Source organism: Enterococcus gilvus ATCC BAA-350, from assembly GCF_000407545.1.
Taxonomy (GTDB): Bacteria; Bacillota; Bacilli; order Lactobacillales; family Enterococcaceae; genus Enterococcus_A; species Enterococcus_A gilvus.
In genome coordinates this window covers 192,276-217,148 of record NZ_ASWH01000002.1, presented here as the reverse complement: position 1 = coordinate 217,148, position 24,873 = coordinate 192,276, and the positions used below count along the sequence as shown (strand labels likewise).

Genomic DNA, 24,873 nt, shown 5'->3' with positions numbered 1-24,873 from the left:
ACTACATCCCTTTGAGAGGTGAAACCTATGGAAAAAATAACCTTAGTTCTCCCCCAAGCACACCACCAAAACGCAGTAACGGAATACATCGAGGAACACTTTAACAGTGGTGAAGAATTTTTACACGGCTCCTCTCGCCTGACAGAAATGGAGAGTTACGGCGAGTGGCTGCGCCATTTATCCAATCAAGCCGATCAAGACACCGTTTCTCCAGATTGGGTCGCTTCCACTACTTTGCTGGCAATAAGAGAGAGTGATCAAAAACTGCTAGGTACGATCAACATTCGCCATGAACTGAACGAGTTTCTCCGCGAATTCGGCGGGCACATCGGGTACGGTGTGCGTCCAACCGAACGAGGAAAAGGTTACGCAACAGAGATTCTGCGCCTTGGATTGGCTCACTGCAGGATGCTTGGACTTGAAAAGGTGATGGTCGCCTGCCACAAGGAGAACGTTGCTTCCGCGCGTACTATTCAACGCAATGGCGGTGTCTTGGAAAAAGAATTTATTTATACCGATGGAAAAATGGTCCAAATCTATTGGATCGATCTGTTAAAAGAAAAATAACACAATAGCAATAATTTTCGTGGGATATCCCTCGCTATAAATTCTTGATAAATGCATTCACCTCTGCCGCAACTATCGCGGGGGAGGTCACATTCAGCTCATGTTTGCCTTTCGGGAGGATTCGTATTTTTGCCTGCGGCAGCAGCTCCGCTAATTCCTTCGTCGCCGGCAGATTTACGCGATCCTTTGCCCCGCACAACAAAAGCGTCGGTACCTGTATTTGACGCAACGACCCTCGCAAATCCAACTTCCCCATGTCCGCCATGAGTTCAAGCAACTGCTGTTTGCTTAGATCCATGCCAGACTTTTTCAATAATGAAGGCGGCAGGATTCGAAACACAGAATTTTGCAGAGCCATGAGCGCTTTATTCGGCGCCTCAAATTGTCCAGCCGCCACGATGATCCCTCTTAATAAAGGGTCCCCATCCATCCCATGACGAAGTGTCATCACGCCCCCAAGCGAGAGTCCACCCAAAAGATAGGGTTCACTGTTCCCCTTCAAATACCCCTTCAGCTTTTGGTTCAGCTGCTCCAATGTCACTCTTTCATTTGATACAAGAGTATCAAACAATGAATATACCGTAACCTCGGAAAGACCAATCCCTGCCACCACTTCTCGCCAACTCTCCGTCGTTTGCCCTAGCCCATGCAGTAAAATCAGTTTCATAGGAAACCCCTTTCAGCGCTTGTTTTCTTCATACTAACAGATTCGGTACATCTTTATAAAGGATCGTTAAACAAAAAAGGCGGGATTCTGATCTCCCGCCGTAACCCAGTCGCTCATATACGAACGACTGGTAGTTTAATTTATTTTTATTAATTGAACCGTTTTATGATCGAAAAAGAATTTTTATTTATACACCGGATTCCATGCCCCTTCACTTCTCCTTCCATCCATCAAAAAAGTCTTAACGAGTGAAGTTTTTTTCCATAATATAATCGATCTGTTCCTCATTGCCAAAGTGAAACGTGTGTTGACCAACTTTTTTAAAGCCAAGGCTTTCATAAAAAGCTATCGCGGAGGGATTCTTTTCCCAGACACCTAGCCATATGGACTCTTTTGATTGCTCCTTCGCACGTTCATTTGCCCATTCGTACAATTTTTTTCCAAGTCCTTTACGCTTAAAATCGGAATCAATATAGATGCGTTCAATTTCTAACGCATGATCCGCGATTTTTTCAGTCTGCGCTGACCCTATATTCAATTTGATATAGCCCGCGACCTGCGATTCAAAATAGATGAAGTAAAATTCAGAGTTTGAATTAGAAAGTTCGTTGATTAATTGCTCCTTATTGTAGGCATTGGCTAAGTAGGTACTCAATTCTTCAGAATCATTGTCTTTTCCAAAAGTTTCAGCAAATGTCTTCTCACTGATTTTTTGAAGCGTCTCCCAATCCTTTACATCTACTTTTTTGATCTCCATCATTTCAACTCTCCTTCCTTTTCACTTTATGTGGTATAACCATAATCATATGAAGACGTTCCCCATCCTTCAATACGTGTTCATTATTGCCGTTGACAAAAACACCTGTGTCCGATGCTCAGGTCCACAGGTGTGCTAATTAAAAATAAAACAGATCTTCAAACTTCACATCCAACGCAATGCATAGAATCAAAGCGAGTTTTGCGGTTGGGCTGAATTGCCCGGTCTCGATCGAGCTGATGGTCGTTCTTGAGACGCCTACTAATTTAGCAAGTGCGGCTTGAGACAATTTTTTATTTTTTCGGGCTTCTTTTAAGCGGTTTTTTAGCACTAATTTTTCTTCTGACATGCGGCTTCACCTAGGATTCCTTTGGGTTAGAGAGCAATTGATTGAGGTGCAGAATGATCAAAACAATCATCACCAATAAATAGATGACACCGAAGATCAACTCTCTGCGTCTCCTAAAATACGCATATCTCACGAGAAAGTCCGTGGCGCCATATGCAAATGAGACAGCGTACAAGCCAAAATTGAAGCCTTTTCCCATCACTAGTTGGATCACAAAAAGAACCGTCGATAACAAGACAACGACTACGCCCCCAAAAGAGCTGGATTTTTTTTGGATCTCTGCCCAATAGGGATCATTCTTGCGATTTTCTTCCCGACTTTTTGCGAGTATCTCTTCTTTGTTCACGCTTGAACCCCACTTTCTAAGTACCTATTATAGCCAATTTTTACTGCAATGAATAGTGAATCCAACGTTATTCCGCCTCCATGCCTCTTTTTTTGTACGCCATAACGAAAATCACGCTGCATAAGACAAACCAGATCGCCATCGTCAACACATCACGAGTATTCAGTGCATATCCTTGATCGCTAAACAGCCCGTCTACATAACTCGCGATCACTCCCGAATAGGTATAACTCGAGACGTCTCTCAGCGTCGTATTAAAAAAGCGAAGCTGCGGCAGCATCGTCAAAACCAGCAGCAATGGTGTACAGACCACTCCCGACTGCGTCTGATCCTTCGTCAAGATTCCCACGACAAATCCTAAAATAATACTGATCAGCGTCCCGCTCATCGTAATCAAAAGAAACGTCGGAAGATGGATCGCTGAAAAAGAAATACCGCTCGCTGGGATCAGCAGGACATTCACGATCATACTGATGGTAAAAGTAGGAATCAGCGAACCGACTAAGTATTCTTTACTTTTCACCGAAGAAGTCATTAGCACGCGCAAGGTATGTTTCTCCTTTTCTTCCGCGATGGAGGTGCTGCTGATCATCAATCCGCCAGACACGATATTCATGATCAATCCCAATCCCAGCAGAAAGGCATCCAGCTGGAAGACTCCGTTTGCCTGCGGCAGATTGGCCATGACCTCGCGAAACACTCGCACGATCACTAAAGCAATGAGGGGATTGCTCATCATACTGAGGTTGCTAAAAATAGTCTGAAATTTTAATCCTGTGATCGCATGGATTCGTTTGATCGTCCCACTCATACAAGTTCCCTCCCTGTCGCTTCCAAAAAGACTGTTTCCAAGGTCGGCTCACAGGAATGGATCGTTTCTAATTGATCCGTCGCCAGCCATTTTCCGATCCGTTCCGCAGTCTCTACAGATTGCTCCAACTGGAGTTCCGTGTTTCTCTCCTTTAATTGGACGACAAAACGCTTTTGCTTGTTAAATTTAAGTCGTAACTTCTCCGGTGTATCCAACTCCGTGATCTTTCCTTCATTCAATAACGCCACTCGGTCACACAACTTGTCCGCCTCTTCCATATTATGGGTCGTCAGAAAAATCGACGTGCCCTCTGCCCGCAGCTCTTCCATCATTCGATGAACCGCCAATGCCGCATTTGGGTCTAACCCACTCGTCGGCTCATCCAGGAAAAGAACCTTCGGCTGATGAAGCATTGCCCGAATCAAGACAAGCCGCTGCTTCATCCCCTTCGAAAGATTCTTTGCAGGCACTTTGCGGTGCTCGTACAAGCCAAACCGCTTTAATTGTTCATCAACCACGGTCGGTTCGACATCTAGCAGCTTCGCAAAAAATTTCAAATTCTGATAAACCGTCAACTTTTCATAAAACCCGCTCATGTCAGAAACGATCCCAATTTCTTTATAAATGTCCTCCCGCACGTTTTCCACTGGAATCCCTAAAATGCTCGCCTGCCCTGACGTTTGTCTTAGTTGACCTGTTAAAATTTTGATCGTCGTCGTTTTTCCAGCTCCTGACGGTCCTAAAAAACCAAAAATCTCGCCTTCATACACTCGAAAATCCAACTTTCTGATCGCAGGGTACCCTTTGAATTCCTTGGATATTCCTCTTGCTTCGATTAAAATTCGTCGCTCCATATCGCTTCTCTCCATTTTTTTTGATAAGTTTTCTTGTCAACATCGGTTAAAAAAAATGACCCCTAGTTGTCTTTATCCGCCAACATTGGTTTTCCATCCTGATCCACTAATACTGCCATCCCTGAGCCCATGTTTGGTACGATCGCCAATAAATACTGTACGCCTGAGTTCTTGTCAACGACAACCGTTGTAATCCCTGAGCCACTCGTCTCTATTGTCTCAACATCAAATCTTTTTTCTTTTTTCATGTCTGTTCATCTCCTTATTTTGACAAGTTTTATTTTCAAAAACAGTATAGATCTGACAAGTAAACTTGTCAATATATATCTTTCAAAAAAAATGCGAATCACACACAGCTTTTCACTTAGTTGATCGATTCGGTGTATCGCCTGTCGATCGACACTGCGCATCCAATCATAAAAACCCCCTCCACCTAGAATGACTATAATTAATATTTATACGCTATTCCTATTTTATTCTTTCCAAAATGACGACAAAAAAATTAAAAACTGCTTGCATTTGTTTTCATAATCACCTAAAATTTATATTCGAAGAGAATGATAATCATTATCAATTATAAGGGGGCGAGAAGTTGAAGAAAGTATTTGTACTCGGTCTGCTGTTACTGAGTATTCTCTCTCTTTTTATTGGCGTAAATGATTTGATGCTGCGGGCGTTGCTTCAAGGGGATTCGGAGCAATGGCTGATACTGGCGACTACTCGTGTGCCTCGTACCCTCAGCTTGATTTTGGCTGGCGGAACGATGAGTATTTGCGGGCTGATCATGCAGCATCTTACACAAAATAAATTTGTTTCACCCACCACTGCCGGCACGATGGACAGTGCCCGCTTGGGAATCTTACTGGTCATGCTGTTTTTACCGAATGCCTCGATAGCATCGCGGACATTAGCGGCTTTTCTTTTCGCTTTTTTGGGCACAATGGTCTTTTTAGGCCTAAGTCGGCTGCTTCCTGGAAAAGACCCGGTCTTTCTGCCTTTATTGGGCGTGATGTTTGGCAATATTGTTGGCGCGATCGCCACCTTCTTTGCCTACCAGTTTCAATTGATTCAAAACATGTCCTCATGGTTGCAGGGAAATTTTTCGTTAGTAACAAAAGGCAATTATGAGCTTCTCTACCTGACGATTCCATTATTTTTCATCATCTATTATTTTGCTTATTTTTTCACAATCGCCGGGTTAGGAGAAGATGTCGCGATCAATCTGGGCATCAACTATCGCCTGACGCAATTGGTGGGCATCGGATTGGTAGCAGCAGCCAGCGGTTTGGTCTTGATCATGGTTGGTACTGTCCCCTTTCTTGGTGTGATCGTACCAAATATCGTATCACTGATCTATGGCGACCACGTCAAACAGAACTTATGGATCACCGCCTTGAGCGGCAGTCTATTTTTAATGGCCTGCGATATCCTTTCCCGAATCGTCATCGCACCTTATGAGGTTCCAGTCAGTCTAACAGTGGGGATTTTAGGCAGTCTGATTTTTATCTACTTATTGGTAAGGAGGAATCGCGCATGACTCACTCTTTGCGAAAAAAAGAACTGCTGCTGGTTGTACTCACGATCCTCGCTCTCACCTTATGCGGGCTTTACTTAACTTACAATACTTATGGAAATTTCCAGTTTGCCTGGATACTCCGCAGGAAAAAAATCGCCGCTTTTCTATTAGTTGCATTGGCGACAGGCATGTCAACGGTCAGCTTTCAAACGATGACGCAAAATCAGTTTTTGACGCCTAATATCCTTGGCCTAGATTCTCTCTACGTATTGATTCAAACATTCCTGTTTTTTATCGTGGGCGGGGTAAACATGCTGTCACAGGAGCAGACGTCTACTTTTCTGCTCAGCATCTTTTTGATGGCTATGATGAGTTTGGTACTAGCCAAGGTTCTCTTGCGGCGACAGCAAAACGACCTGTTCATTCTGTTAATGCTAGGAATGATCTTCGGTACCTTGTTCAGCAGCACGAGCAATTTTTTGCAGGTCATGATGGACCCAAACGAGTACGATCTGCTCCAGGGACGGCTTTTTGCCAGCTTCAGTAATATTAATACTGGACATTTAGGCTTGGCAGAGGTCATCATTCTTGCAGGGTCGTTCCTGCTCTTCGCAGCGAACCGCTATTTAGATGTCTTACATCTAGGAGGCGATCATGCGACAAATTTAGGCATTTCTCTCAATACATTCCAGCTGATACTGTTGTTTCTCATCAGCCTATTGACCGGAACGGCAACGGCCTTGGTAGGACCCATCACCTTTTTGGGCTTTATTGTCGCCAATATCAGCTACCAGCTAATGCCGACATATCGTCATAGCTACCTGTTCCCAACAGCGATTTTATTAGGTGTCATTTTTCTCGTCGGCAGTCAATTTTTAGTAGAACACGTTTTTCAGTTAAAGACCACTGTCAGTGTAGTGACGCAGTTCATCGGCGGTCTATATTTTATCTGGAAAATCATTCATGAAAGGAGGAAGCAACGATGATCGATATCAAAGATGTCTCAAAACACTACGGCACGAAAACAGTCATTTCCGAGGTGTGTCTGCCCCTCAAAGACGAACAGTTGACGGCGTTTATCGGGCCAAATGGCGCCGGAAAAAGCACGCTGCTCTCGATGATCAGTCGATTGATCACGATCGATGCCGGACAAATCTACTTAGATCACAATGAAGTGAAGGCTTGGCGCTCCAACGAATTGTCTAAAAAGCTGTCGATCTTGAAACAAAGCAACGGCGTCAATTTACGGATCACTGTACGCGAGCTGGTAAGCTTTGGCCGCTTCCCCTATTCAAAAGGACGGCTGACTTCAGAGGATCAGGAAATGATCGAGTATGCCTTGGAAAAACTCGGTTTAGTCGAAATGGCAGATGATCGGATCGACACCTTATCCGGCGGACAGCTGCAACGGGCATACATCGCGATGATCTTAGCGCAAGACACCGACTATATTCTTTTGGATGAGCCGTTGAACAATTTAGATATGAATCACGCGGTACACCTCATGCAAACGTTGCGACGATTGGTTGAGGAAGAACACAAAACGGTTCTGCTGGTCATTCACGACATCAACTTTGCGGCCAGCTACGCTGATGAGATCGTAGCGATGAAGGACGGAAAGATCTTTGCTCATGGAACGACCGCGGAAATGATTCAGCCGCATATTTTGAATACACTTTATGAAATGGATATAAAAATCTGTGAATTAGACGGCAAACGTTTTTGCATGTATTTCAATTAAAAATAACACAATCTTTGGTATCAAGACTCCTTTAACAAGGGGCTTTAATTATAAATTAGGGGGAAACAGAAATGAAAAAATATATTGTTGGCTTATCTATGGTATTACTGGGGATAGGCTTGGTGGGCTGCGGCTCGACAACGAAGGAAAGTACGAGTGATTCCACAGGGAAAGCCGCGACAAGCAGCACTGTCAAAGAAGAATCGATCGAAGTAAAGGACTCAAACGGCACGGTGACTGTACCGAAGAATCCTAAAAAAGTCGTCGTTTTCGATAACGGGTCGCTAGATACATTGGATGCTCTAGGTGCAGGCGATGCCATCGTAGGTGCGGCGACAGATAATCTACCCGCTTATTTGAAGGCCTATAAAAAAGTGCCATCAGCTGGCGGTATCAAAGAACCTGACTTGGAAAAAATCAATCAAATGAAGCCTGATCTGATCATTATCTCCGGTCGTCAACGCGACTTTTTAGATCAACTGAAGGAAATCGCGCCAACGATGTATCTGGCTGTAGATCCAGCAAATACATGGCAGTCAATCAAGCAAAATGTTGAAACGCTAGCAACAATCTTCGACAAAGAAAAATCTGCCAAAAAACAATTAGCAGAGCTTGAAACCAGCATCAACGAAACAAAAGTCAAAGCAGAAGAAAGCAAAGACAAAGCCTTGACTGTCCTAGTCAACGAAGGACAATTATCCGCATACGGCAAAGAGTCGCGCTTCGGAATCATTTACGATACCTTTGGCTTTGCGACGTCAGATGATGCGATCAAAGCATCTACTCACGGACAAAGTGTTTCTTACGAATATGTTTTAGATAAGAATCCAGATATCCTTTTCGTTGTTGACCGTACCAAAGCAATTGGCGGCGATGACAGTAACAATCATGTTGCCGACAATGAGTTGGTCGCTCAAACAACGGCTGGAAAAAACAAAAAAGTGATCTCACTGCAACCAGATGTCTGGTACCTTAGCGGCGGTGGACTAGAATCCGTTTCTCTTATGTTGAAGGACGTTAATAAAGCCTTTGAGTAGCAGCCCACATTTTTAGATATAGTTAGCCTCGCCATGAAACGATACGTGGCGAGGCTATTTTTATTGAGCAATAAAAATAGCTGCTGCCCATACCTCTTGTCTGACTCATCGATCTCTCCTTCTCTCCCCAGATACGTAAAATCTCGATTTCATCATACACACATTCACAAAAAAATTACTTACCTTTAGCCTTTAGTATAGATAAGTTGAATCATCCCCTCACTATTCCATTTGAAATGATTCTTTTATACAGACATTCTATTTCTCACCTAGTTACCCGGGATTTCTAAGTCTTTATCTTTTCTTTACAAATATATTCTTTTCGTCGTCTTTTTTACATTTATGCCTTTTTAATACGCGTTATCTGCTATTTTATGAATTATTTTTATATTAAAATGCCATTAGTTTGTGAAAAAATATTGTAAAAAAAAATGAAGAGGAGTATCCTGTATGTGAAGTAAACGCTTTCCAAAAAATTATGGAGGTCTTATGATGAAAGAAAAGAAAACAGCGTCAACTACTGTCTTGGAGAAAGACACGACACCATCCAAAGAATCTTTAACATCTCACGTCGATACTTTGGTAGAAAGGGCATTGATCGCTGAACAAAAATACGCACATTTCACACAAGAAAAAGTGGACAAAATCGTGAAGGCTGCTGCCCTAGCCGGATCTGAAGCTGCCTTGGTGCTGGCACATGAAGCAGTCTCCGAAACCAAGCGTGGTGTAGTAGAAGATAAAGATACAAAGAACCGCTTTGCTACCGAAAATGTGTTGAATTTGATCAAAGATGAAAAAACCGTTGGTGTTGTTGGCGAAGATAAAATTCGTGGTCAGGTCAAAATTGCTGCACCCCTTGGCGTATTAGCTGGTATCGTCCCTACAACGAATCCTACGTCAACGACCATGTTCAAAATTTTACTGACCTTGAAAACTAGAAATGCGATTGTCTTTGCTTTTCATCCACAAGCACAAGATTGTTCTGCTCATGCAGCCAAAATTTTATACGATGCTGCGGTAGCCGCCGGAGCACCCGAAGATATTATCCAGTGGATCGAGACGCCCTCTTTAGATAATACGACGGCTCTGATCAAAAATCCTAAAATCGCCTCCATCCTAGCCACTGGTGGACCTGGAATGGTAAATGCCGCATTAAAATCTGGTAATCCTTCCATGGGCGTCGGTGCTGGAAACGGCGTCGTATTTGTCGATCATACAGCCTTTCTTGACCGGGCTGTTGAGGATTTGCTTCTCTCCAAGCGTTTCGATAATGGTATGATTTGCGCAACTGAAAATTCAGTTGTCGTTGAAGAACCTGTTTACAAAGACTGGCTAGAAAAAATGCAAAAAAAGGGCGCCTATCTTGTTCCTAAAAAGGACTACGATAAAATAGCCAATTTCGTTTTCAATGAGAAACACGGAGTCAATGGAAATGTCGCTGGTATGTCCTGCAAATGGATTGCTGAGCATGCTGGAGTTGAACTTCCTGAAGAAAAAGATGTAATGTTGTTTGAATTAGACAAGAAAAACATTGGTGAAAAACTTTCATCTGAAAAATTAACGCCCCTGCTTTCTGTATACAAAGCGACAGATCGTCAAGATGCGATTGCTATCGTCGGGAAGTTATTAAGTTATCAAGGGGCTGGGCATAATGCAGCGATTCAAATTGGTTTACAAAAAGATCCGTTTATCAATGAGTTTAGCGACAAAACAAATGCTGCACGAGTGCTTGTCAACCAGCCAGACTCCATCGGCGCGATCGGAGATATTTATACAGACGCCTTGAAAGCAAGTCTTACACTAGGAACAGGATCATGGGGGAAGAATTCATTGTCACACAATCTATGTACAGACGATCTTTTGAATATCAAAACTGTAGCAAAACGACGCAATCGCCCTCAATGGGTGCGATTACCTGAAAAAATTTACTATGAAAATAATGCCATTTCCTATTTGCAAGATGATGTTGAAACCATCGATCGTGCGTTCATCGTTGCTGATCCGGGCATGGTTAAGTTTGGGTTTGTCGATACCGTATATAGTCAATTAGAATTACGCGAAAATGCAGTTGTCACTACCGTTTACGGGACAGTGCATCCAGATCCAACTTTGGGTCAAACGATCGAGATCGCTAAAAAAATGCGCGAATTCGCTCCAGATACCATCATAGCAATAGGTGGAGGCTCCGCATTAGATGCAGCCAAAATTGCTCGATTTATCTACGAATTTTCACTGGGGCAAGAATCTGGGTTCCTTGATGATTACCGGAAAGTAAGCGAACTATTCTTAGAGCTCCAACAAAAATTTATTGATATAAGAAAGCGTATCGTTCGTTTCCATCATCAAACAGAGACAAAGCTGATCTGTGTACCGACGACTTCAGGTACGGGTTCTGAAGTGACCCCGTTCGCAGTTATCACTGATGATGAAACACATGTGAAATATCCATTGACTGACTATGAATTAACGCCGCAGATCGCCATTGTTGATCCAGAGTTTGTCATGACCGTCCCTCGCAGGACTGTAGCTTTGTCTGGATTAGATACGTTGTCACACGCTTTGGAATCTTATGTTTCTGTAATGGCTTCAGATTTCACTCGACCTTGGTCGCTTGAAGCGATTAAGCTGGTTTTCGAGAACCTAGTAGACTCTTATAATTATGATCCAAAGAATCCAACCCGTGAAGGCGAACGAGCAAGAGCCAACATGCATTATGCTGCGACTTTAGGCGGCATGGCTTTTTCCAATGCCTTTCTAGGTATCAATCATTCTATTGCTCATAAGACTGGAGGAGAATTTGGATTACCCCATGGCCTTGTAATAACCATCGCGATGCAACATGTTATTCGTTTCAATGGGGCCTCAGGAAAAGTAAAAAGAAATCCTTACCCAAGATATGAAGTTTACCGTGCTCAAAAAGACTATGCAGATATCGCTAGATCACTTGGTCTAAAAGGCAGCACCGATGAGGCATTGGTTGATTCCTTATGTTTAGAAATTGCCAAGCTGGCTGAAAAGTTGGATGTTGATACAAGCTTATCTGGAAATGGGGTTACAAAGGAGCATTTTGATGGGGCTTTAGAAAAGCTAATTGACCTTGTTTATAACGACCAATGTACACCAGCAAATCCTAGACAACCTGCTCTAAGTGAGATTCGTCAATTATTAATCGACCAGTTTTAAGCAGCCTAAAAAAATGAGGTTCAACGATTTACTCTTCATTATAGAAGCTAAATTAATCAAAAATGACTACCTAACTATTCGCAGTCTTTAAATAGAAAAATTGACGTCAAAATGAAGGACTGATTCTTGACGTCAATTTCTTTCTATTTTACGGTCAGATAAAAATAAGGAATAGAACAAGACTAAATAAATTGAAAATAAAATTTAACTATTAAATTTTAAGCATACAGATGGACTATGTTTTTGCATCCTCCAGCCATTAATTTACCTCTCAACTAGAATTGAAGGTTTTTAGAGAAGGTATCTATTGGAAACTATTTAATTTTAATTAGGAAAGGAAGGCTATTTACATGAATGACAAGGTACAATTGAAGGATCAGTATAGCTTATTTATAGATGGGAAATGGACAGCCTACGACGCGGAACGCGCACTGTTGGCAATAAATCCCGCAAATGGAGACTGTCTTGCAAAATTTACAGATGCGACAGATGATGAAGTAGATTTAGCAGTCACTGCTGCTAACAACGCCTTAAAAGAATGGCGCAAGGTCTCTATTGAAGAACGCTTTCGGATTCTTTTGAAAATTGCTGACATTATCGATGAACACGCGGAGCATCTAGCACTAGTGGAAACTTTAGATAACGGCAAGCCTCTGCGTGAAACACAAACTATCGATATCCCATATGGGGCCGATCACTTCCGCTACTTTGCCGGGGTCTTACGCTCAGAAGAAGGAACTGCCCAGCAATTGGATGAAACGACACTGACAATTAATCTAAAAGAACCCATCGGTGTAGTGGGACAAATCATTCCATGGAATTTCCCGTTCCTGATGGCCGCATGGAAAATCGCCCCTGCTTTAGCTGCTGGAAATACCATTATTATCCACCCTTCTTCTACCACCTCTTTAAGCATTTTGGAGTTTGCTCGGTTGATCCAAGAGGTATTGCCTCCTGGCGTGTTAAATGTTGTTACAGGGAAAGGATCTAAATCTGGAGAATATATGCTCCATCACGAAGGAATCGATAAATTGGCATTTACCGGATCTACTGAGGTTGGTTACAATGTAGCCATTTCTGCTGCAAAACGCTTGGTGCCAGCAACCTTGGAACTAGGTGGCAAATCAGCCAATATCTTCTTCAACGACATGCCCTATGAAAAAGCTTTGGATGGAGCACAATTAGGCATATTGTTCAATCAAGGGCAAGTTTGTTGTGCGGGTTCACGGATATTTGTACAATCTGGTATTTATGATCGTTTCGTAAAGGATTTGGCGGAGGCTTTCAACAAAGTGAATGTTGGGCTACCTTGGGAAGAGGGCATTCAAATGGGGGCTCAAATCAATGAAAATCAAGTCAAAACTATTTTGAAATATATTGACATTGCCAAAGAAGAAGGTGCTGCTATCAAGGCTGGTGGTACGCGTCTTGATACTAATGGATTGGAAAAAGGATGCTTTGTTGCCCCTACCCTGATTACGAATGTTGCAAATGATATGAGAGTAGCTAAAGAAGAAATTTTTGGACCAGTAGCTGTCGTAATCAAGTTTGATGAGATCGATGAAGTTATCGAAATGGCCAATGATTCGATTTACGGCTTAGGCGGCGGCGTTTGGACGAAGGATCTGAACACTGCATTAACTGTGAGTCGTGCGTTAGAAACAGGACGCGTCTGGGTCAATACGTACAATCAAATCCCTGCGGGTGCACCATTTGGCGGGTACAAAAAATCAGGAATTGGCCGTGAAACATATAAATCCATGTTAGACGCCTATTCCCAGACAAAAAATATTATGATCGACACAAATAGTGAGCCATCAGGATTTTATAGTTGATTTACAAAATAGTTAAAACCACCCGTCTGAACGGGTGGTTTTAATTCACTCTACATATTGAGTATCATTGATTTTAGCTACGGAGTAATGGTTGTCTTTATATTTGAGTGTAGTGACACTACAGTTATCAATAGCTTCTCCTTTATATTCCCCAGGAACCACCATTTCAAGTATAGTAGGAATCATGCTACCGGAAGAAACGATCAGAACCCTTTTCGCTTTTTTCTTTTTGGCGTCAGCGATCACTTTGTCCATTGCTGCTTGTCCTCTTTCAGTGATTTCTTCATACGTTTCAGCTACTTTTAATGAATCTGCCTCTGCAATGGCATCGGCTACTCCTTCATCGCCTAACGTATTCACCAGTTTGTCATAGTCCGTCCATTCCTCGTCAAACGTTAAATCATTTGCTTCAAAGATAGGTGTCCACATTTCAACGTTTGTCTTACCTTCAAAGCCGCCGTAATTCCACTCCTTGAAGCCATCATGCTCCAAAAGCTTGGGCTTTTTGTTTTCATTTTGCGCCAATATTTGTTTCGCTGTATTGCGTTGACGTCCTAAATCACTGGAATAAGCTAAATCAAACTTGATATTTTCACCCCTTTACCAACTTGCTTCGCTTGTTCGATCCCTTTATCTGTCAATGGCGAGTCTGCAAAGCCTTGGACCTGCCCAGTTGTATTAAAAAATGTTTTTCCGTGACGGACAAGATAGATTGTTATCTCACTCTTTTTATCAGAAGCTTTTTCATTTGCCTGAGTAGAGATTCCGCCGATTAAGCCTAATAAGCCTAGTACTACTACCACAACTAATCCCCAAATCTTTTTCATTATTATAGTTCCTCCCCATTACTTTTAATTACATTTTGGTACCAACCAAATGAATCTTTTTTCGAACGGTGCAGGCTTCCTTTGCCTTCATTGTCCAGATCAACGTAGATGAACCCATAACGTTTACTCATCTCTCCCGTTGAGGCACTAACTAGATCAATTGGGCCCCAAGTTAAGTACCCTATACACTCTACATAGTCCTCTTCAACTGCTTGTTTCACTGCTTTGATATGCTTTTGCAAATAATCGATGCGGTAATCGTCGTGAACGGTGCCTTCTTCCAGCTGATCAACCGCGCCTAGGCCATTTTCAGTGATCATGATTGGTAATTCGTATTTACGGTACAACAAATTCATTACAAATCGAATACCTATCGGGTCGATGCCCCAGCCCCATTTTGATTGCTCTAGATGAGGATTTTGAATGCCACCGAATAGCGCAGTTTCTGCTTCGACAGGTGTGTTTGGCTCAGAAATACTCGACATATAATAATTCAAGCCGATAAAATCGATCGTACCTTTAGCAAAATCTTCGACATCACTCGATTGATTTTCTAGATCGATGTCTAATGCCTCGTATTGCTTCATTTTGTATTTTGGAAACTTGCCATTACACATCGCATCCACTTGATAATAATCTTTATCGTTGTCTAAAAAGCCTTTTAATACATTATCTGGTTGGCAATCGTATGAATAGATCGGGTTCAACCCAAAGACACAGCCAATGATATTATTCGAGTTTATCTCACGTCCTAAACGCGCAGCCTTGACTCCAGCTAACGTCATATTGTAGCCAATTCTCGCCAAGTCTTCAGTCGGATTTTCCATCTCACTATATTTCAAGCCAGCTATCAAATAGGTGAAGATGTCTGACTGCTCAGATTGCGGATCAATGTGGTTCATCTCATTAAATGTCACCCAATATTTTACCTTTCCATCATATGCTCGCATGACTGTTTCGCAATACTGAAGATAAAAATCGATGATCTGACGATTTTTCCATGATCCATATTCACAAACTAAGTGGATTGGCAATTCAAAGTGATACAGCGTCACAATTGGTTCGATATTGTTTGCTAACAATTCGTCGATTACTTGTTCATAAAAATCAAGTCCTCCTTGATTTGGCACTTGTTCATCTCCTTTAGGAAAAATACGCGACCAATCAATCGAAATACGTAAGGCGTTGAAGCCTATCTCTTTAAATAATTGAATATCTTCTTTGTAATGATGGTAAAAATCAATCCCCAGATGGGAAGGATAATCTAGCTTAGGGTCGATTGTTTCTGTAATCGTTCGCTGTTCATTGTTTGAACCCTTCGTGACAAAATCCATAATTGCTGGGCCTTTTCCAGCTTCTTGCCACGCACCTTCGCATTGATGGGCGGCGATACTACCGCCCCATAAAAAGTCTTTCTTAAACGTCATTGTCTGCTCCTTTTTATAAAATTACTGTCAGCAGTTCTTCATTCTGCTCATTGCTTGTTGAAATGACATCAAGATAGTCATTTGAATTTGTTACAACTACGATGATCACGGGATCAAAGCCAGCTTCTTCTACTTGATCCGCTTGATACTTCGCCAAAATATCCCCTTTTTTAATCTCTTGTCCCTTATCCACAAACCCTTCAAAATACTTTCCTTCCAGATTTACCGTATCCACACCAATATGAATCAATAATTCCACGCCATTTTTGGTTTTGATCCCATAAGCATGCTTCGTTGGAAATGCTACAGTAACCGTTCCTTCAACCGGAGAAATAATCGTTTCTTCTGCTTCAGAAGGCAAGATACCAACACCCTTTCCTAAAGCACCAGATGCAAAGGCTTTATCGCTGATTTCACTCAGTGGAACCACAGTCCCCTCTGCGATTTTACCGATACATACCTGTTTTAAGCCTTGATTGCTTTCCAATGCTGCTACTAAATCCTTTTCTTCCAATTCTTCTTCGGTCTCTTCATCTGGAATACCTACACCGTAGGCCACAACTGCTGCTCCAGCAAAACCAACAATGACACTGACCAGCATCCAAATGAAGTTACTCGTACCGCCCGCCAAGTACGTTGGTAAAGCAGCTAAACCCCAGACAAAGCCCATTGTTTTCACACCAGTCAGTCCAGCGATCAGCCCACCAAGACCACCACCGATAATAACCGCTAAAAACGGCCGACGATATTTTACGAAGACTCCGAAAACAGCTGGCTCTGTAACTCCCATCAAGGCACTAAAGCTTACCGTACCGAACATTTGACGCTGATGTCCTTTTTTCGCACGTAAGAAGTAGCCAACCATAGCTCCACAAACCGCAATATCAGAAATGGTCGCCGCATGGTTGATGATTGGGTCATAGCCTAAAGTTCCTAGAAAATTCAACACGATGGGATAGGTAAAGTTGGCTGCGCCTAATACGATCAAGAATGGTTGGAATGCCGCATAAAGCATCACTACGATCCAATTACCAATCGTATTCATCAATAGATCAAAGAATGCACTGATGCCATCGCCGATCAGTGTTCCAATTGGACCAAAAAAGACAAGGATAACCGGAAAGGTCAACACAAGAGACAAGGCGGGTACTAAGAAATACTGTAATCCGCTTGGGATAACTTTCTTTAAATATTTTGTCACGATGCTTAAAAACCAAACACCCAGTAAAATCGGAATAAACGTGTTCGCGTAACCAATCGTTGGTAGGTTATAGCCAAATAAATTGAGTCCTTCTGCGCCATCAATATTAGTCGAAAGCAGAGCAACCGCTAAGGCCATCGCCACATACTCATTCAGTTTCATTCGCTTGGCCGCAGATGCTGCAATAAAGATTGGTAAGAAATGGAACACACCGCCGCGCAAGGTATCAAAAATCATATATGTCGAACTATCTTTCGAGACCAGCCCTGTTAACGAAATAATTGCCATGATCCCAGCGATCATACCAGCTGCTAATAAAACTTCGATGATAGATGTCATCGTTTCTGAAATCATCACTAAAATCGAAGAGGCGATTCCCTTGATTCCTTTCACCCTTGGTTTTTCAGCTTCTCCTCCATCGGGTTTTAAACCAAGCATCGTCATAAATTCATTGTAGATATCGGTTACATGCGTACCCACGATGATCTGATATGCAACTTCGTTTGAAACAACATCTATCACACCATCTAAATTTTTGATTTCCTGTGTTTTTGCTAAGTTTCGATCATTCAATGTCAAACGTAAACGTGTTACGCAATGAGCGACTGCTTTAATATTTTCTTTTCCACCGACCAATTCAATTAGCTGCTTGTTTAGTTTTTCATAACTCATTTTTATTTCATCCTTTCTGTCACACGGTTGATGTGAAGCATCAAATAGGTTTCTTCATTGATTGAAATTTCTAAATTAAACTGTGTCTGCACATAGATTTTCATTTTTTGAACGGCTTTAAATGATTCTGGATACAGTTGGCAAACCTGCTTGTACAACTCCAAGGTTTCTGAGCCGTCATTAAAAATCTCGCCAGCAAAAATTCGTTGGACAAAATATTGCAGATGGGTCGTGAAGCGCATATAATTCGTTGACTTTTCATCTAGATTTACATTGAAATGATGCTCTACGATAGAAAGCAAATCGCCTAATGTCCGCATCTCCAACACATAATCTTTGCGGCTTTCGCGACTTTCCTCCATGTTGACAAAATGTAAGCATAATGATACCGCTTCATCTTCCGGCAGTTGCAACCCTTTTTGCTCTTCAATCATTTTTAGTGCTTTGAGTCCTACGTTGAAATGATCAGGATAAAAACGTTTCGTATCCCAAATCAACGGACTCTTAATAAACTGCTGCTTATCCACTCGTTTCAACAAAAACTCCAAGTGATCAAGAAGAGCCAAACTCAAATAATCACTCGCCTTGATGCCAAGCTGTTTTTCTCCATAGGAAATAATGTTACTCACCAAAAGGATGTCATTCGGGTCAGAATGAGCGAGCAGATAGCTAAAATGATCCAGCATGTCAAAGGAATCGAGAATATACATTTTTTCGATTTCCTCTTCCACTATCTCTTGACCCTTTTTCTTCCTAAAACCAATACCTTTTGAAACGACGAAGACCTCATTTCCTCCACGTTTCACCAATGCAACGTTATTATTTAAAATTTGGCTGATCTTCATTTTTCCTCCTTTCCAGAAAAAAAACCCAAGAAAAGATACACTTAGACCTTGCGTCTACTGTGATCTTTTCCTGAGTTCTGCCTGATTATATTCAGTAACATACTCACAATCATGACTCCATCGCCATAATCGGTCTCTTTTCTACTGTACTTTACAGTATTATTCTAAGTGATGAAAGCATCAATGTCAACGCTTTCTTATAATGAGTTGATTTGACTATTCCCTAAATGCTTCTACAAATGGTGAATATAAAAAATGATTTTTAGCCCATGCGATACAAACAATTTAGTTATTTTTTTAATCACAACAATTATCATCCAAAAATATACCTACCTATGATATGGCTCCTCGGAAAACAAAGAAATGATAGCTGCGTGCCTCTTTAACAGTAACCTTCTTACTATTACAATGCTTGATAGGCAAGTAATAATGGTAGTTTTTAGCTAAGATTACTTCCAATTGAAAGAGTTGTCCAATCCATCTTATTTCATTTACTCTTATGATACGCAAACCATCCTCGCTCGTTGGACACCGTGCTATATCCTCTGTATTAAACTCCATTTTCCTTCAATAGAAAAATAGAAAATCGCGGAATTCGCCAAAATTACATTTGGGGCTCAAATTTGCAGGGGTTTCGGAGGTCTTTTTTTTCCAAAAGGTTGATATCTCAGCTTTTCGTAAAAATCGAGAGGGCTTTTTCGTGCAAATTTGAGAGGGATATGCAAAATTGGCGGTTTTGACGTTTTTCCGATTCATGGCGTATGGTGGATTCATCAATTGATACGAAAAAAATTTAAGGAGAAACTAGTATGAATGAACCCCTATTGACACATCGACAGCTATTTTCCATGACGCCGAAGAATCTTGAGAAGCGAATCTCGGAGCATTACTACAAAACACAAAACAGCAGTTTGACGATCCAATATGCATTGGCTTTGCGTGTTCGCTGCACGTTAGGCGCTCAAGAATTCAAGCATATTCTGCGGGATCTTATTCGCGAGCTTTTTCTGACGACGAAAGCCACACGGACGATGAAACGATTCTTTTATTATTTCCAAGACTATTTTATGGCGCCTGAATGGCGGAGCTTGAAGCTGCGGGTATTTCCGCTGCGGAATTTTGGCGAGAAGGCGGTGGCAGTGCTGCGTTCGTTGCTTTCGACTGACCGCCCTGATGAAACGACAGAACATCGAGCCTCGAGTACGCGACCTTTGAGTATACCCCCGACCCGACAGAGAAAGGATATGAGACGATGAGACACAAATTAGTCGCAACATTTACCAACGAACAAGGCAAACAGCACAATTGGACTTACAAAGGAATAGATACCGACTTGTCCGCAGAGACCATCAAAGAAGCCTGTGAATTATTGACCAGCTTAGATATTTTTGAACAGGACGGCGTGAAGCTTTTTGATTCCGTTGTCACTGCGAAGATCGTGACGACGATCGAACATGAGATTTTTGACCGAAGCGCGGATTCTTCGGAGGAAGCGGAGGAACCGACAGAAGCGACGGGCTGTGCTGCGAGTAAACGCGTGGATACTGTGGAAGTGTCTACGGTTGCGGAGAATCACGGGAACCAGCCCGACTTTCCGACTGTTACACTGCCAACTGTTCCTTTGCATCAGCTATCATCCAGCGAAACTTTACCCGCATTACCTGCGGAATCCGTTAAAAATAGCGGAAGCGAGACGACGAGAGAGGCGCTTTCAGCCTATCCAACGAAGGATTCCCCGCCAAAATCGCGGAAACGGCTCCTCTCCAGTCTGTTGCGGCGAGAAAAACGGCATCCTAAATAATTCGTCTCGACACTTCACTACTATTTTATTTGACCGATGCTGGCAGAGATCTGTTAAATTTCAGGAGTGAATAACCGCATAAAAAAAACCGATCAGCGTTTCTAATCGGTATCGAGACTTATTCGTGGCACATATTTTTATAGATCTTCGTCTACTCATTGGAAGCGATTCGAGTGAAGGTTCCGTTTGTCACATGTAGTTCGGTATAGTTGTCCTGATGGAGCTGGATGTCCCAGAAATTATCTTTCGGAAAGCAAAATTTCTGAATGGTACGAATGCTGCCAACCATCGCTTTCATTAGAAAGGATACCTTTGGTTTATTTGGTCTGCACGTAGGCCTTCCCATAAGCCAAAATCTTTTTCATCCAACTTCGGCAAATGGATTTTTGGGTGGTTTGGAAAGCTCAATTCCGCAGTCTCGATCGTTTGCTTTAAGCTACCTGTATAAACAGGTATGGAACTCTCCAACTTCGCAAGCTTTTTCTTCAGCAAATAAGCTTGTTTTACGCCTGTTTCAATTGAATAATCTGAGATTAACGCGCTTTCATTCCTGTATCAATCACTAGCCCTTCGACAATAATCCATATACCCAAAAGCAAAGGCTTCGATCACTAGAAAGAAAGAAGAGGCGGTCTGAAGCCACCAATCGTTGGGGTTTGGACTACGACTACTTGAGGCGTACAAGGAGTGATCGGAGCGGCCGGACAAGACATTGTTCTGCATATTCGTGATGGAGACGATGGTGGCTCGGTGGGTGGAGAGAACATTCAGTACATTAAGAAGATGCTGATTTTCACCGGACAATGACAGTACAAAGATCAAATCTTCTTCGTTGATATTTTCCATGATCCGTTTGAATTCGTTGGATTGTGAAGAGGCCGGGATCATTTGGGCTGGCTTTCCGATCAACAGCAGGAGACGCTGCAATTCTGCCGCTTGGTTTTGCTGGGTAACGCCAGTGCCTAATAAATAAACGTTTCGGCTACGCTCTAGCGAACGATAAATAGTTTCCCAGTTGTTGTCCTCGAGATAGGTGATCGTCCGTTTTGCGTCAGCAAAAATTCTATTTTTAAAAAGACCTTCTTTCGCAGCATCGTTTGGATTACTTTGCCATTTTAAAAAATTTCGTAGTTCACTGAAACCTGTAAAGCCCAATTTTTGTGTAAAACGAATGACGGAGGATTTTGAAGAGTGGCAGATTTTCGCAAATTCATTGGTTCCCATGGCGGGGACTTCGTTGAGATTGGCATTGATCCATTTGACCATCTGAAGGTCCCCGTCGTTTAAGTTATCGTAATGTTGATTGACAATATCAGAAAAAAGCATCGGCCTTCTCCTTTCCGTTTTCTTCTTATTCTACCTGACAAAAAAAGGAACGCAATGCCCTGATCCTGTTTGAAAAGGAAAAAAGTATCAATGATCGTTTCCAACCATCAATACTTTTCTGAACGGCGCTTATGTTAATTTTGGCCACCATTCGCCATTTGCTTCGATCATCTCATCTAAAATTTGTTTAGCTACCGAGGCTGAAGGAACAGTTTTGGATAGTGTCATGGCTTGCCATAATTTTTGATATGAATGTTCCTCAAAGGCATCTACCACTAATTTTTCGACTGCGACCTGCTGCTCGATCATCCCTTTTTGGAAATGCGGGATTTTCCCCATGGATAACGGTTCATAACCGCGCTTGCTTACGAGACATGGGACTTCAACCATCGCGTCATCGTCCAAATTCGCGATCGCACCTTCATTTTTAACGATTAAAAGCATTCGTTCATAGGTATTGTAGGCAAGTGCGCCTGCTAATTGCACGATGAATTCAGCGTGTTCTCCAGCTTCAATGGTCGTGTCCTCTGCTGTTTGAGCAGCAGCGATCCGTTCACACTCCGCAAAGACATTTTTCTCACGATTATCCATGACTTCGTTGGCTCGTGTGTAGTTTGGATCGGCGTAAGCGACGACATAATCGGGGTATAAGTAATATTTTAGATACGTGTTGGGTACCGTCGTCGGATCGACAGCGTAGACATCTTTGGCTTTTTGGAAGGTGTCCATCCAACTACTTTCTTCCAATAAAGGATTCTCTTCACCACCGGCTGCCGCATATCCGTAATTTACTAGGTGCTCTTTTAATTTTGGCATGAGATCATTGCCTTGTTTGTCTGTCATCTCAGTCCACCAGCCGAAATGATTCAAGCCATAATAACGATCAACGATGTCACTTTCGTTCTCAAGACCGACGATTTCCGCAATGGATTTTTTGATGGCGACGGGCATATCGCAAATATTGATGATTTTGGCGTTTGGACGCATTCGTCTTGTCGCTTCCGCTACGATCTCTGCTGGATTGGAATAGTTGAGCATCCACGCATTCGGTGAATAGGTTTCCATATAATCGATCAGCTCCACCACGCCAGGAATCGACCGCATGCCATAGGCCATCCCGCCCGGTCCGCAGGTTTCTTGACCGACGACCCCATATTTTAGTGGTATTTTTTCATCTTTTTCTCGCATAGACAATCCACCCACGCGAATATGCGCCATGACAAAATCAACATCGGTAAAGGCTTCTTTTGGATCAGTTGTGGCTAAAAAATCGATTTCAGGCGCACGTTCCTTCACGATCACTTCACACGCTTTGGCGACGATACTTTGACGTTCTTCGTCATTGTCATAAAATTTTAATTGACGCAAAGGGAATTTCTCCTGATTTTCAATCAGCATCATGACGATGCCCGCGGTATAAGTGCTTCCTCCGCCTGCAATGACAACGGACTGTTTTTCTAACTTCATTCTTCTCTTCCTTTCACTTGTTAAACGTTCTTTTTTTAAGATTCATTCATCCCTAACCGTTCACAGATGTCTTCTTTAAAGCTCTGTACGCCCATGCCGATGATGACTTGAACATTGGTACCATTCAATACAATGCCCTTCTGCTGGGAGATTTGTTCTAATCGAGAGGAATCCACCAACGCTTCATCCTTCACGGTCACACGTAACCGAGTAAAACAATTAGAAATACTTTCAATGTTCTCTCTTCCGCCTAAGCCGGCGACAACGTCCTCAAAATCATCACTACTGCTAAGAGTCTGTTCCCCTTCTGATCCATCCACTACAACAGCCGCTTCTGACAGATCAGCTTCCCGACCCGGTGTTTGAATATTCAATTTTTTGATCAATAATACAAAAACGAAATACCAAACCACAGACATTATGATACCGACGATGATGACTAAATAAAACTTCGTCACAGAGGGACTGAAGACCGAGTTGGATACGACCGTATCGATCAAGCCATACAGCATGTAGGTTCTGGCGCCGATACCCCAAAGGATCGTCTCTGAAACGGCCGTTAACAGACTGTGAACAAGCCACAACAATGGCGATGCAAACAAAAAGGAAAAATCTAATGGTTCTGTGATCCCCGCCACCGCAGCAACGAACATCGAAGGCAGAATCATTCCCTTCACCTCTTCCTTGCGATGCTTTTGAGCACAGTGGATCAAGGCGAGAGAAACCGCGATCGAGCCAAAGATTTTCACAAATCCGAAAGTGGCAAAGCGCAAGGACGGGTCCAAGCTAGTGATCGATCCGGCATTGGCCATTTCAGCGTAGAAAATATTCGCTGCTCCATTGTAGACTTGACCGCCAATCTCCGCGGTCCCGCCTAAAGCAGTGAAGCAAAAAGGCATCCACAACAAATGATGTAGTCCTGTCGGTATCAAGAAGCGATTTCCGAATGAGTAGATGAACACGCCCAATAACCCCGTCGTCAAGATAAAGCCTGATAATGAAGAGATCCAGCCATTCACGACTGGCCATAGGTAGCTCATCCCAATTGCTGTTCCTAAAATGACTGGAATGAGAATCATGAAGGAGAGCCGCGAGCCGCCATAAATACTCAAGAAATCGACAAACTCTTTCTCAGAAAAACGATTATGGATAAATGCCACGAGACAGCCAACCAACATTCCTAAAAAGACATTCATATCTACCACTTGAAACCCTAAGACGACTGCTTGACCTGTTCCAAACAAGCCCATCTCCCCTGCCTCAGCCAGTTGATTAGTCAGCGTCAGCCAAGCATTATTTGCAGCTAGAAAGAATAAAAAGGCGATCAATGAGATCAATGCCGCTTCGACCTTTTTCTTTTTAGCTAAAGAAGCCGATATGCCTACACAAAAAATAAGTGCGAGATTGTTCAACATACTATCCATCATTGTTTTTATGAGGCCACCGAATGTTTGCAGTACACTTGGCATAAATTCTAATTGTAAAATAACAGATACTGCCAAGAACAAGCCCATTACCGCCATGAATTTAACTGGAACGATCACTGCTCTAGAAAAGTCTTGCATCGTCTGAGAAAATTTACTTTTCATTGTTTCTCTCCATTCCTTTTATTGAGTATACGTATCTCTTAACCCCAGAGTAACA

At 42.4% G+C, this 24,873-nt stretch carries 25 protein-coding genes and 1 pseudogene; 9 read left to right on the top strand and 17 right to left on the bottom strand.

Annotation, left to right across the window (positions count from 1 at the left end; translation table 11 throughout):
- Nucleotides 1-27 precede the first annotated feature (27 nt).
- Nucleotides 28-567 (top strand): GNAT family N-acetyltransferase, encoded by a 540-nt coding sequence (locus I592_RS16040; RefSeq protein WP_010778637.1) that lies wholly within the window; start codon nucleotides 28-30, stop codon nucleotides 565-567.
- Nucleotides 568-601: 34 nt separating this feature from the next.
- Here I592_RS16040 and I592_RS16035 read toward each other — a convergent pair whose 3' ends face one another.
- The 7 genes from I592_RS16035 to I592_RS16005 all read right to left on the bottom strand — a co-directional run bounded on the left by I592_RS16035 (nucleotide 602) and on the right by I592_RS16005 (nucleotide 4,599).
- Nucleotides 602-1,234, bottom strand: coding sequence for an alpha/beta hydrolase (locus I592_RS16035; protein WP_010778638.1), 633 nt, complete (start codon nucleotides 1,232-1,234; stop codon nucleotides 602-604).
- 241 nt (nucleotides 1,235-1,475) lie between these two features.
- The gene (locus I592_RS16030) at nucleotides 1,476-1,994 is read right to left on the bottom strand and encodes a GNAT family N-acetyltransferase (RefSeq protein ID WP_010778639.1); all 519 of its coding nucleotides are present in this window, start codon (nucleotides 1,992-1,994) and stop codon (nucleotides 1,476-1,478) included.
- A 136-nt stretch (nucleotides 1,995-2,130) separates the two neighbouring features.
- A complete protein-coding gene (locus I592_RS16025) occupies nucleotides 2,131-2,340 on the bottom strand; it encodes a helix-turn-helix transcriptional regulator (protein ID WP_010778640.1) in 210 nt (69 codons plus the stop codon).
- Between the two features lie 10 nt (nucleotides 2,341-2,350).
- Complete coding sequence (locus I592_RS16020; RefSeq protein WP_010778641.1) at nucleotides 2,351-2,686, bottom strand: DUF6442 family protein; 336 nt, start codon at nucleotides 2,684-2,686, stop codon at nucleotides 2,351-2,353.
- Nucleotides 2,687-2,753: 67 nt separating this feature from the next.
- Nucleotides 2,754-3,497, bottom strand: coding sequence for an ABC transporter permease (locus I592_RS16015; protein WP_010778642.1), 744 nt, complete (start codon nucleotides 3,495-3,497; stop codon nucleotides 2,754-2,756).
- Nucleotides 3,494-4,351: an ABC transporter ATP-binding protein gene (locus I592_RS16010; protein ID WP_010778643.1), complete on the bottom strand. Its 858-nt coding sequence runs from the start codon at nucleotides 4,349-4,351 to the stop codon at nucleotides 3,494-3,496. Before I592_RS16010 ends, I592_RS16015 begins: the two co-directional genes overlap by 4 nt.
- 62 nt (nucleotides 4,352-4,413) lie before the next feature.
- Nucleotides 4,414-4,599 carry a DUF6440 family protein gene (locus I592_RS16005; protein WP_010778644.1) on the bottom strand — a complete coding sequence of 62 codons (186 nt, stop codon included), beginning with the start codon at nucleotides 4,597-4,599 and terminating at the stop codon, nucleotides 4,414-4,416.
- A 344-nt stretch (nucleotides 4,600-4,943) separates the two neighbouring features.
- Here I592_RS16005 and fitA point away from each other — a divergent pair, with 344 nt between their 5' ends.
- The 6 genes from fitA to I592_RS15975 all read left to right on the top strand — a co-directional run bounded on the left by fitA (nucleotide 4,944) and on the right by I592_RS15975 (nucleotide 13,663).
- Nucleotides 4,944-5,888, top strand: a complete 945-nt coding sequence (gene fitA / locus I592_RS16000) for an iron chelate ABC transporter permease FitA (protein WP_010778645.1) — start codon at nucleotides 4,944-4,946, stop codon at nucleotides 5,886-5,888.
- Nucleotides 5,885-6,853, top strand: coding sequence for an iron chelate uptake ABC transporter family permease subunit (locus I592_RS15995; RefSeq protein WP_010778646.1), 969 nt, complete (start codon nucleotides 5,885-5,887; stop codon nucleotides 6,851-6,853). Before fitA ends, I592_RS15995 begins: the two co-directional genes overlap by 4 nt.
- A complete protein-coding gene (locus I592_RS15990; protein ID WP_010778647.1) occupies nucleotides 6,850-7,608 on the top strand; it encodes an iron ABC transporter ATP-binding protein in 759 nt (252 codons plus the stop codon). Before I592_RS15995 ends, I592_RS15990 begins: the two co-directional genes overlap by 4 nt.
- A 71-nt stretch (nucleotides 7,609-7,679) precedes the next feature.
- Nucleotides 7,680-8,645, top strand: coding sequence for a siderophore ABC transporter substrate-binding protein (locus I592_RS15985; protein ID WP_010778648.1), 966 nt, complete (start codon nucleotides 7,680-7,682; stop codon nucleotides 8,643-8,645).
- A gap of 492 nt (nucleotides 8,646-9,137) precedes the next feature.
- A complete protein-coding gene (adhE, locus tag I592_RS15980) occupies nucleotides 9,138-11,828 on the top strand; it encodes a bifunctional acetaldehyde-CoA/alcohol dehydrogenase (protein ID WP_010778649.1) in 2,691 nt (896 codons plus the stop codon).
- 350 nt (nucleotides 11,829-12,178) lie between these two features.
- Nucleotides 12,179-13,663: an aldehyde dehydrogenase family protein gene (locus I592_RS15975; protein ID WP_010778650.1), complete on the top strand. Its 1,485-nt coding sequence runs from the start codon at nucleotides 12,179-12,181 to the stop codon at nucleotides 13,661-13,663.
- A 45-nt stretch (nucleotides 13,664-13,708) separates the two neighbouring features.
- On the opposite strand, the gene I592_RS15970 is transcribed toward I592_RS15975, so the two are convergent.
- From I592_RS15970 to I592_RS15955, 5 genes are read right to left on the bottom strand one after another with little or no spacing between them, the layout of a single operon-like run.
- Nucleotides 13,709-14,251, bottom strand: a complete 543-nt coding sequence (locus tag I592_RS15970; protein WP_257007181.1) for a histidine phosphatase family protein — start codon at nucleotides 14,249-14,251, stop codon at nucleotides 13,709-13,711.
- Complete coding sequence (locus I592_RS22185; protein ID WP_010778652.1) at nucleotides 14,236-14,490, bottom strand: phosphoglycerate mutase family protein; 255 nt, start codon at nucleotides 14,488-14,490, stop codon at nucleotides 14,236-14,238. Before I592_RS22185 ends, I592_RS15970 begins: the two co-directional genes overlap by 16 nt.
- A 2-nt stretch (nucleotides 14,491-14,492) precedes the next feature.
- Nucleotides 14,493-15,917 carry a family 1 glycosylhydrolase gene (locus tag I592_RS15965; RefSeq protein ID WP_010778653.1) on the bottom strand — a complete coding sequence of 475 codons (1,425 nt, stop codon included), beginning with the start codon at nucleotides 15,915-15,917 and terminating at the stop codon, nucleotides 14,493-14,495.
- 13 nt (nucleotides 15,918-15,930) lie between these two features.
- Nucleotides 15,931-17,790, bottom strand: a complete 1,860-nt coding sequence (locus I592_RS15960; RefSeq protein WP_010778654.1) for a beta-glucoside-specific PTS transporter subunit IIABC — start codon at nucleotides 17,788-17,790, stop codon at nucleotides 15,931-15,933.
- Nucleotides 17,791-17,792: 2 nt separating this feature from the next.
- Complete coding sequence (locus I592_RS15955) at nucleotides 17,793-18,635, bottom strand: PRD domain-containing protein (protein ID WP_010778655.1); 843 nt, start codon at nucleotides 18,633-18,635, stop codon at nucleotides 17,793-17,795.
- Nucleotides 18,636-19,444: 809 nt separating this feature from the next.
- Between I592_RS15955 and I592_RS15950 the strand changes: the two are divergent.
- Both I592_RS15950 and I592_RS15945 read left to right on the top strand, forming a co-directional pair.
- Nucleotides 19,445-19,822: pseudogene (locus I592_RS15950) on the top strand (hypothetical protein); the annotation flags it as partial.
- Nucleotides 19,823-19,887: 65 nt separating this feature from the next.
- Nucleotides 19,888-20,436, top strand: coding sequence for a DUF2922 domain-containing protein (locus tag I592_RS15945; RefSeq protein WP_010778657.1), 549 nt, complete (start codon nucleotides 19,888-19,890; stop codon nucleotides 20,434-20,436).
- A gap of 151 nt (nucleotides 20,437-20,587) precedes the next feature.
- Here the strand turns inward: I592_RS15945 and I592_RS21455 are convergent, their stop codons facing one another.
- From I592_RS21455 to I592_RS15925, 5 genes are all read right to left on the bottom strand, one after another.
- The gene (locus I592_RS21455) at nucleotides 20,588-20,734 is read right to left on the bottom strand and encodes a hypothetical protein (RefSeq protein WP_155857524.1); all 147 of its coding nucleotides are present in this window, start codon (nucleotides 20,732-20,734) and stop codon (nucleotides 20,588-20,590) included.
- Nucleotides 20,734-20,955 (bottom strand): histidine phosphatase family protein, encoded by a 222-nt coding sequence (locus tag I592_RS22305; RefSeq protein ID WP_353960743.1) that lies wholly within the window; start codon nucleotides 20,953-20,955, stop codon nucleotides 20,734-20,736. Before I592_RS22305 ends, I592_RS21455 begins: the two co-directional genes overlap by 1 nt.
- A gap of 36 nt (nucleotides 20,956-20,991) precedes the next feature.
- Nucleotides 20,992-21,762 carry a MurR/RpiR family transcriptional regulator gene (locus tag I592_RS15935; RefSeq protein ID WP_010778658.1) on the bottom strand — a complete coding sequence of 257 codons (771 nt, stop codon included), beginning with the start codon at nucleotides 21,760-21,762 and terminating at the stop codon, nucleotides 20,992-20,994.
- 129 nt (nucleotides 21,763-21,891) lie between these two features.
- Nucleotides 21,892-23,229: a 6-phospho-alpha-glucosidase gene (locus I592_RS15930; protein WP_010778659.1), complete on the bottom strand. Its 1,338-nt coding sequence runs from the start codon at nucleotides 23,227-23,229 to the stop codon at nucleotides 21,892-21,894.
- Nucleotides 23,230-23,264: 35 nt separating this feature from the next.
- The gene (locus tag I592_RS15925) at nucleotides 23,265-24,818 is read right to left on the bottom strand and encodes a PTS transporter subunit EIIC (protein WP_010778660.1); all 1,554 of its coding nucleotides are present in this window, start codon (nucleotides 24,816-24,818) and stop codon (nucleotides 23,265-23,267) included.
- Between the last annotated feature and the right edge of the window lie 55 nt (nucleotides 24,819-24,873).

Coding starts and splice junctions, on each gene's coding strand:
- I592_RS16025 (WP_010778640.1), bottom strand. CDS start 2,340: ATGTCAGAAGAAAAATTAGTGCTAAAAAACCGCTTAAAAGAAGCCCGA.
- I592_RS16035 (WP_010778638.1), bottom strand. CDS start 1,234: ATGAAACTGATTTTACTGCATGGGCTAGGGCAAACGACGGAGAGTTGG.
- I592_RS15975 (WP_010778650.1), top strand. CDS start 12,179: ATGAATGACAAGGTACAATTGAAGGATCAGTATAGCTTATTTATAGAT.
- I592_RS15960 (WP_010778654.1), bottom strand. CDS start 17,790: ATGAGTTATGAAAAACTAAACAAGCAGCTAATTGAATTGGTCGGTGGA.
- I592_RS15985 (WP_010778648.1), top strand. CDS start 7,680: ATGAAAAAATATATTGTTGGCTTATCTATGGTATTACTGGGGATAGGC.
- I592_RS16030 (WP_010778639.1), bottom strand. CDS start 1,994: ATGATGGAGATCAAAAAAGTAGATGTAAAGGATTGGGAGACGCTTCAA.
- I592_RS16040 (WP_010778637.1), top strand. CDS start 28: ATGGAAAAAATAACCTTAGTTCTCCCCCAAGCACACCACCAAAACGCA.
- I592_RS15945 (WP_010778657.1), top strand. CDS start 19,888: ATGAGACACAAATTAGTCGCAACATTTACCAACGAACAAGGCAAACAG.
- I592_RS21455 (WP_155857524.1), bottom strand. CDS start 20,734: ATGAAAGCGATGGTTGGCAGCATTCGTACCATTCAGAAATTTTGCTTT.
- adhE (WP_010778649.1), top strand. CDS start 9,138: ATGAAAGAAAAGAAAACAGCGTCAACTACTGTCTTGGAGAAAGACACG.
- I592_RS16005 (WP_010778644.1), bottom strand. CDS start 4,599: ATGAAAAAAGAAAAAAGATTTGATGTTGAGACAATAGAGACGAGTGGC.
- I592_RS22185 (WP_010778652.1), bottom strand. CDS start 14,490: ATGAAAAAGATTTGGGGATTAGTTGTGGTAGTAGTACTAGGCTTATTA.
- I592_RS15995 (WP_010778646.1), top strand. CDS start 5,885: ATGACTCACTCTTTGCGAAAAAAAGAACTGCTGCTGGTTGTACTCACG.
- I592_RS16015 (WP_010778642.1), bottom strand. CDS start 3,497: ATGAGTGGGACGATCAAACGAATCCATGCGATCACAGGATTAAAATTT.
- I592_RS15925 (WP_010778660.1), bottom strand. CDS start 24,818: ATGAAAAGTAAATTTTCTCAGACGATGCAAGACTTTTCTAGAGCAGTG.
- I592_RS15930 (WP_010778659.1), bottom strand. CDS start 23,229: ATGAAGTTAGAAAAACAGTCCGTTGTCATTGCAGGCGGAGGAAGCACT.
- I592_RS15990 (WP_010778647.1), top strand. CDS start 6,850: ATGATCGATATCAAAGATGTCTCAAAACACTACGGCACGAAAACAGTC.
- I592_RS15965 (WP_010778653.1), bottom strand. CDS start 15,917: ATGACGTTTAAGAAAGACTTTTTATGGGGCGGTAGTATCGCCGCCCAT.
- I592_RS16010 (WP_010778643.1), bottom strand. CDS start 4,351: ATGGAGCGACGAATTTTAATCGAAGCAAGAGGAATATCCAAGGAATTC.
- I592_RS15935 (WP_010778658.1), bottom strand. CDS start 21,762: ATGCTTTTTTCTGATATTGTCAATCAACATTACGATAACTTAAACGAC.
- I592_RS15955 (WP_010778655.1), bottom strand. CDS start 18,635: ATGAAGATCAGCCAAATTTTAAATAATAACGTTGCATTGGTGAAACGT.